At 52.4% G+C, this 5885-nt stretch carries 5 protein-coding genes and 2 pseudogenes; 1 reads left to right on the forward strand and 6 read right to left on the reverse strand.

Annotation, left to right across the window (positions count from 1 at the left end; translation table 11 throughout):
* The 4 genes and pseudogenes from ACMX3H_RS16235 to ACMX3H_RS16250 all read right to left on the reverse strand — a co-directional run.
* A pseudogene (locus tag ACMX3H_RS16235) lies at window positions 1-350 on the reverse strand (IS21 family transposase); the annotation flags it as partial.
* Window positions 351-1019: 669 nt separating this feature from the next.
* Complete coding sequence (locus ACMX3H_RS16240; RefSeq protein WP_415211566.1) at window positions 1020-1961, reverse strand: Rpn family recombination-promoting nuclease/putative transposase; 942 nt, start codon at window positions 1959-1961, stop codon at window positions 1020-1022.
* Window positions 1962-2388: 427 nt separating this feature from the next.
* Entirely contained in the window at window positions 2389-2601 is a 213-nt protein-coding gene (locus ACMX3H_RS16245; protein WP_415211562.1) for a DNA polymerase III subunit theta, read from the reverse strand.
* 323 nt (window positions 2602-2924) lie between these two features.
* A pseudogene (locus tag ACMX3H_RS16250) lies at window positions 2925-3229 on the reverse strand (antirestriction protein).
* Window positions 3230-3453: 224 nt separating this feature from the next.
* On the opposite strand from ACMX3H_RS16250, the gene ACMX3H_RS16255 reads away from it, so the two are divergent.
* Window positions 3454-4194 (forward strand): SDR family oxidoreductase, encoded by a 741-nt coding sequence (locus ACMX3H_RS16255; RefSeq protein ID WP_415211563.1) that lies wholly within the window; start codon window positions 3454-3456, stop codon window positions 4192-4194.
* Window positions 4195-4763: 569 nt separating this feature from the next.
* Here ACMX3H_RS16255 and ACMX3H_RS16260 read toward each other — a convergent pair.
* Window positions 4764-5189: a hypothetical protein gene (locus ACMX3H_RS16260; protein ID WP_415211564.1), complete on the reverse strand. Its 426-nt coding sequence runs from the start codon at window positions 5187-5189 to the stop codon at window positions 4764-4766.
* A gap of 474 nt (window positions 5190-5663) precedes the next feature.
* On the reverse strand, window positions 5664-5885 hold a 222-nt coding region (locus ACMX3H_RS16265; RefSeq protein ID WP_415211565.1), incomplete at its 5' end, for a transposase domain-containing protein.

Raw genomic sequence — 5885 nt, forward strand, 5'->3', positions numbered from 1 at the left:
GCTTCTTTTTCCAGTCACGGAACAGTGCACAGAACTGTGAGTAGCCGAGGGCATCACCGCCCACGGCGGCATGATATTCCATCCAGAGCAGCTGTTTGGTCACGCCCTTGCGGCTTAACTCGGTATCGATATCAAGCCAGCTGGGTAAGGTCTTGATAGCCTTGCCTGATTTGCCGGGATAGAGCAGGCGGTCGAGGTCGACGGGGGACAGTTCCGCCGGCAATGGCCAGACCAGGTTAGCTACCGTGAATCGGCCGAGGATATCGTGCACTGTGGTACAGCCGATGCCGAGAGCTGCTGCGATTCGAGCGACGCTGCTCAAATTTAATGCGTAATACATTGATATAGATTCACATTTCTGTTCTCGCGTTCTTCTTTTTACCTGCCATGCCATACCTCCGGAAGCTAAAAGTCTCCAGAGTATGGCGGAACAGAAGATGAGCGATCGGACAGAATCGGAATCGCTGATCGGGCGACCGGAATCAGTGATCGGGCGTGACCGGAACCAGCAACTATCACAAATGATGAAACCGCTAATTAGACACCATCGCGTTCGCGAAACTGAGTTAAGCCTTACGCCCGGTAGTTGAAGAGTTGAGGGAATGAGAGCGCGGCAAATAGTTGCGACCGAGCGTTGCATCCGTGTAGGGATGATGCAAACGAGTATGGCTTCAAATATGAAAACTTACCAGCCCAGCGGGGCCTGGCTGAGTCAGCTTGTCTGGCTTTGTGAGCAACATTACAGCCCGCCCGGAAGCCCGCCGAATTGCAATAATCATCACGGCTATTGCCCGACAGACCCTCTTATTGTACAGGATAAGGCGGCCTGAACGAACGTCGCCGTGAGTGCAACTGACGAAGAGTAACAGTGAGTGGACCCTATAGCCAATTACCACAGCAAGAGTGAAGTTAACGGAAACATGGGCTGCGGCGCAGCGCGTGATCGCTGCCCGGCATTATTGCGTTAGGTCAGGGAAGCAGAGAGGGCCGTATCGAGGTTCGCCACGGAGAAAGCAGGATCAATGACGCAGCTGTTGCAGGTCATCATCGGACAATCCGGTCATTTCTCTGATCGACGCACGGTCAATCCCGCGCTGAAGCATGGAACGGGCAATTTTGAGGGTGGCTTCGCGCTCACCTTTCTCGATACCGCGTTGCTCACCGAGTTGGATACCTTCTGCTCGTCCTTTCTCGATACCTTTTTGTTCAAGCTGTTGTGCGATGGTCATCAGTTGATCCCCGTGTTGCGGCACTCGCTGTGCCAGGTCGCGTACAAAGGCTTCGGCATTTGAGGATTCGCCAGCCTGCAATAGATAGTATTCCAGCGAAATCACCTGCGGCGAAGCCAGCCAGTCTTCCATCAGCAGAGTCGCCAGTCTATCGGTCAGCTCCGCAAGATCGCGCTGGTGAATATTTTTTTGCAGCAGGGTCAGCGCCGCCATGCTGCGGTGGGTCATTATTTCATCATCCGGTATGACAGTCACGTCAACCAGCGGAAAATCGCCACTATAGAGTTTACCGGCCAGTTCAGGGTCGTCAAACTCCCGCAGCCAGTTTGTGGAATACGGATACGGGCTGCGTCGGCCAGTATAAAACAGAACCGGGATCACTAACGGTAGCGTTTTGTGTCCTGCTTCCAGGTGGCGCTGCATTGCCGCTACAGCATAGCGTAATAACCTGAACGCCATGTGTTTATCCGGTGTCGACTGATGCTCAATTAACACATGGACGTAAGCATCACCTGTGGTGGTCTTCAAACTATACAACACGTCACTGAAATACTGGCGCAGATCCTCCTCGACAAAACTTCCGGATTCTAGCTTTAGCGTGTTCAGGTCACATATTGCCCGCAGTTCTGCGGGCAGATGGATTTCCATAAAATCGCGGGCAATGGCCGGCTGGTTCAAGAACTGCCTGAAGGTAGCATCATGGGGCGTAGGTATACTGTTTTTCTTTTTTATCATCTGAAATGTCGCTGCATAACTTAAACGGGAAAACTCTACCATAAAGCGGGCGCGACCGCTGCCGAATGCATATTTTCCTCCCTCTGCTTATACCACTATCCGAATAATAACTTTCGCCGCAACGACGAAAAGCGCCAACGCGAAACAACGTTGCGCCTTACCCTTGCTATCCGTAAGGCCGGGAGAATGGAAGCTTAGCAAACGGCGCAACCGTGCGGAGCATCCCTTACGGATGCTGCAAGCGGGTAAGGCGTCAGGGATGGAAACCCGCCCCCTAACGATGCTGGACAGAGACAGCTTGTCTGGCTCATTGCTCAACATGGCAGCCCGCCCAGCGCCCTGCCGTAAAAAATTCCCACAGGCCGCACAGGCCATTATGCCAAATCTAAATTAGGCAAAGCGCGACGTCTGGCAGATGACCGTTTTATGGCCCTTTTTTACTGACTTCCGCCATCTCGGCGTAGCGTGCATCATTCGCGCCCGGCAGCTGCTGGCGGAGCTGGCGATGATGCGCCAGGCGCGTCGTAAAATAGACACGTAGATGCTTAGACTGTTCACGGGCCACGGCTTCCGCGGCGACCGGTAGCCGAGTTCTTTCTTTATACGCTACTCCAGCAGCCACTAAATCGACAGCCACTTGCTCTTGTTCTTCGTGTTATAAATTAGCGATGTTCCCTGTGGGTATCACAGACGCCAGACAGAGTGAATTCAACAATGACCGCTTAGAACCTCCTTTCCCCAGCGGCAACAGAATGAGGTGAAGGCCAGCGGCGCCGCTGGCGCGGCGAAGCGCCTCACCGGCAGGCGTCAGCCTGCCAGGATGTTAACGCGCGGCCGCGGGGGCCCCTCCCTTCATTACCGGCGAGAGTAACAGAGCGGGCCCCCCGCCCTTTCATTAAGCTAGTCGAGTGCGGCGCAAACGACATCCCATTCTCGGTACGTATCGATAAACGGCCATAGTTAAACATCACGCAGCGTCAATGGCGAATAAGCCTAGCATGGTCACATGCATGATGAGCCCAACAACGGCGATAGATCGTCAACGCCGTCAGGATAATGCCCGTGGCATCGGCATTTACCGTTTGTTCAAACCCGTTGTCGCTATTAACGACCAAAATACGGTCACCCTCGGGTATCATCTGAACGCCATCCGGCAAACGGATGAAATGCCAGAACCCGCCGTGATAGTCGGGCATCATTTGGTCGGCCAGTGGATAGACCAACATCTCGGCGACCCGGAAATCATTACCAAGTAAGTATGGCAGAAAAGATAAAGTAACCCTCGGTGGATTAAGAGTCTGCTAGGTGCCATGAATTGAAGTTGAAACAGCTAGGAATGCTTTTAGTGACGACCTCATGAGTGGCCGATTGCATGTGATCCTGTAGTAAGATCATTCGTTACTTTCATCGTTGCGTGATGAAACAGATGACGACTAATGTTTATCTTTCGTATGGTAAGTGATGATCCAAAAGCATAGAGAAAGTAATCATGGGCAGATATCAGGGAAAACGCATACTTATCACTGGCGGTACAAGCGGCATGGGGCTTGCAGGTGCTCAGCGTATTGTCAAAGAGGGTGGTCATGTAGCCATCACGGGACTTAATGAAGAACGTCTGGAATGCGCCCGCCACTTGCTACCGGAGACATCGCTTATCTTAAAAAATGATGCTGCCTGCGAAGCGGATATAAGTGAGTTGCATAAAGCCATCAACCGCTGGGGAGCACTTGACGGTTTATGGCTTAATGCCGGCTACGCAGAAGTAGGTCCTCCGGAATCCGTTACGGCCGATATTTTCAACCACATGATGAATGCTAACGTCCGTGGTCCGATGCTTCAGCTTGCAGCCCTATCTGGTTCACTCAACCGGGGTGCGTCTGTTCTGGTGACGTCCTCCTCTTCTGTTTATGAAGGCGCGGCAATGACGAGCCTTCATGCAGCAACCAAAGGTGCCGTTGTCGCCATGGTTAAAAGCTGGGCAAATGCGCTCGCTGGACGCGGTATCCGCGCCAACACACTAGTGCCGGGTCCGATTGAAACTAACTTCAGGCATTTCATGCCGGAGGAGTCGCGTCAGCGATTTGAGAACTTTGTGGTCAGCCAGGTACCGCTCGGCCGGGCTGGAACAGCACAAGAAGCAGCGGCCGTTGCACTCTTTCTGCTTTCAGATGACGCTTCGTACGTTACCGGCAGTCAATACGCCGTGGATGGAGGCCTGGTGCATTATTAAAGCCACTTAAGTCGGGCTTGGTACTATAAGCAAAGAATTTGATGTTAAAAGTGGGCAATACTTCCTTATTTGTGAAGTTATCCTTTTTTCTCTCTAGTAGACCTTCAGGTATAGCCCATCTGTCCCCTGTGAGGTAGCCGGGTTAAGCCATCGTATTGTAAATCTCAATTATTAAGTTGCAGATAAAACGAAAATTGTTCTTTTTCGCATATTCGGCAACAGTACGACAGATAACGGCTTGCAGGAAAGCGACCTTAAGGTGGTTAATAAACTTTAGGGTCAAGCAGAGTGGACTGACCCCACAACTATAGTGCCGGATCGTCTACCGGGGTAGGATCAGTCCACATCGTGAGCATGGTGGCACAGTCGTTGACCACGCCACCCCGCACGCTGCACTTAGGTGCGGTCTATCATTTAAATGGTTATGTTGTGTTGCTAGCTGTTCTGAAGCATGTTGTGCGACCTGTTAGCCCACGAAGTCATGCTCCTTAGGATTCAACAACTCCTGCATTAATTTCTCTTTTACGTCTTCACTACTCTCATTAATATGCGCCCAGTTCTTGAGGAGGCTACTCCCGGGCTGACTCTTGATAGTTTCGCAATGCGACGAACACGGCAACAGCTAACAGGGCTATCATGCATGTGGCTGTCAGCAGCACAACGGCATGTGAACTGGAAAATGCGGCACGTCCAGCCTCCGTTAAAGCAATGCCGGTTGCCCCTAGGTGTTCTGCCACAACCATCGTGTCACTAATGGAACTGGCAGCTCTAGAATGAAGGCTGGCCGGCAGATCAGCGGGCAAATTGATGGTCTTCGAGTAGGCTGTCGAAAGTAGCACACCAAAAAAAGTGATACCCAGTCCGGCGCCAAGTTCATAGCCTGTCACTTCCAGCGAACCGGCCGCACCGGCCTTGTCCGATGGCGCACTGTTCATAATGGCAATTGACGACGCTGTCAAACCGATACTGAGTGATATGCCCAATACCAGCAGCAAAGTGATAACCATAATGTTGGGGTGATGGAAATCGCTTACGCTTAGTCCGGCGAGACACGCAGCCGCTGCCAGCAGTGAGGCGGCGGCAACATTTCGGAGTCCTTACAGACCTGTAGCATAACCAGCCAGAGGCCCACCCAGTGCTGAGCCGATGGCCAGCGGTACCATAAAGAGACCTGTCTGTAGCGGAGAATAACCTACCACGGACTGCAGTTCCTGAGCCAACGTCAATTCCACACCCGTAAGCGCGGCACAGGCAACCAGTGCCATTAATATGCCAAAATATGCCAACGCAGATACTAGGCTTGCTGAATAAGGAAAGATCCAGCATGGGGTCCGCGCAGGAAAGTTGCTGACGAACGAACCAGGTAAGCAGACCAAGTCCTGCCAGCAGCATCAGGAAGGTGATAAGTGGAGAGCTTTCTATCTTGAATCCGGATTTTAGTAAGCGTACGCCCAGCGCCGTATTGACAGTTATTCAGCAGGGATGGTGAGGTTCCACGGCAGGAGCTCTTTGATTTTGTTGATGGGATGATTCGTGATAATCGCCAGCACATGGCGCAGATACGCTTCCGGCTCCACGCCGTTCAGTTTGCAACTGCCGATCAGCGTATACATCAGCGCCGCCCGGGCGCCGCCGCTATCCGAACCGAAGAACAGATAGTTCTTGCGACCCAGGCTTATTACCCGCAGCGC

Source organism: Sodalis sp. (in: enterobacteria), from assembly GCF_047607725.1.
In the GTDB taxonomy this organism is placed as follows: domain Bacteria; phylum Pseudomonadota; class Gammaproteobacteria; order Enterobacterales; family Enterobacteriaceae; genus JBLKSS01.

Excerpts from the sequence above, each read along its gene's own strand:
- ACMX3H_RS16255 (WP_415211563.1), top strand. The coding sequence starts at position 3,454 with ATGGGCAGATATCAGGGAAAACGCATACTTATCACTGGCGGTACAAGC.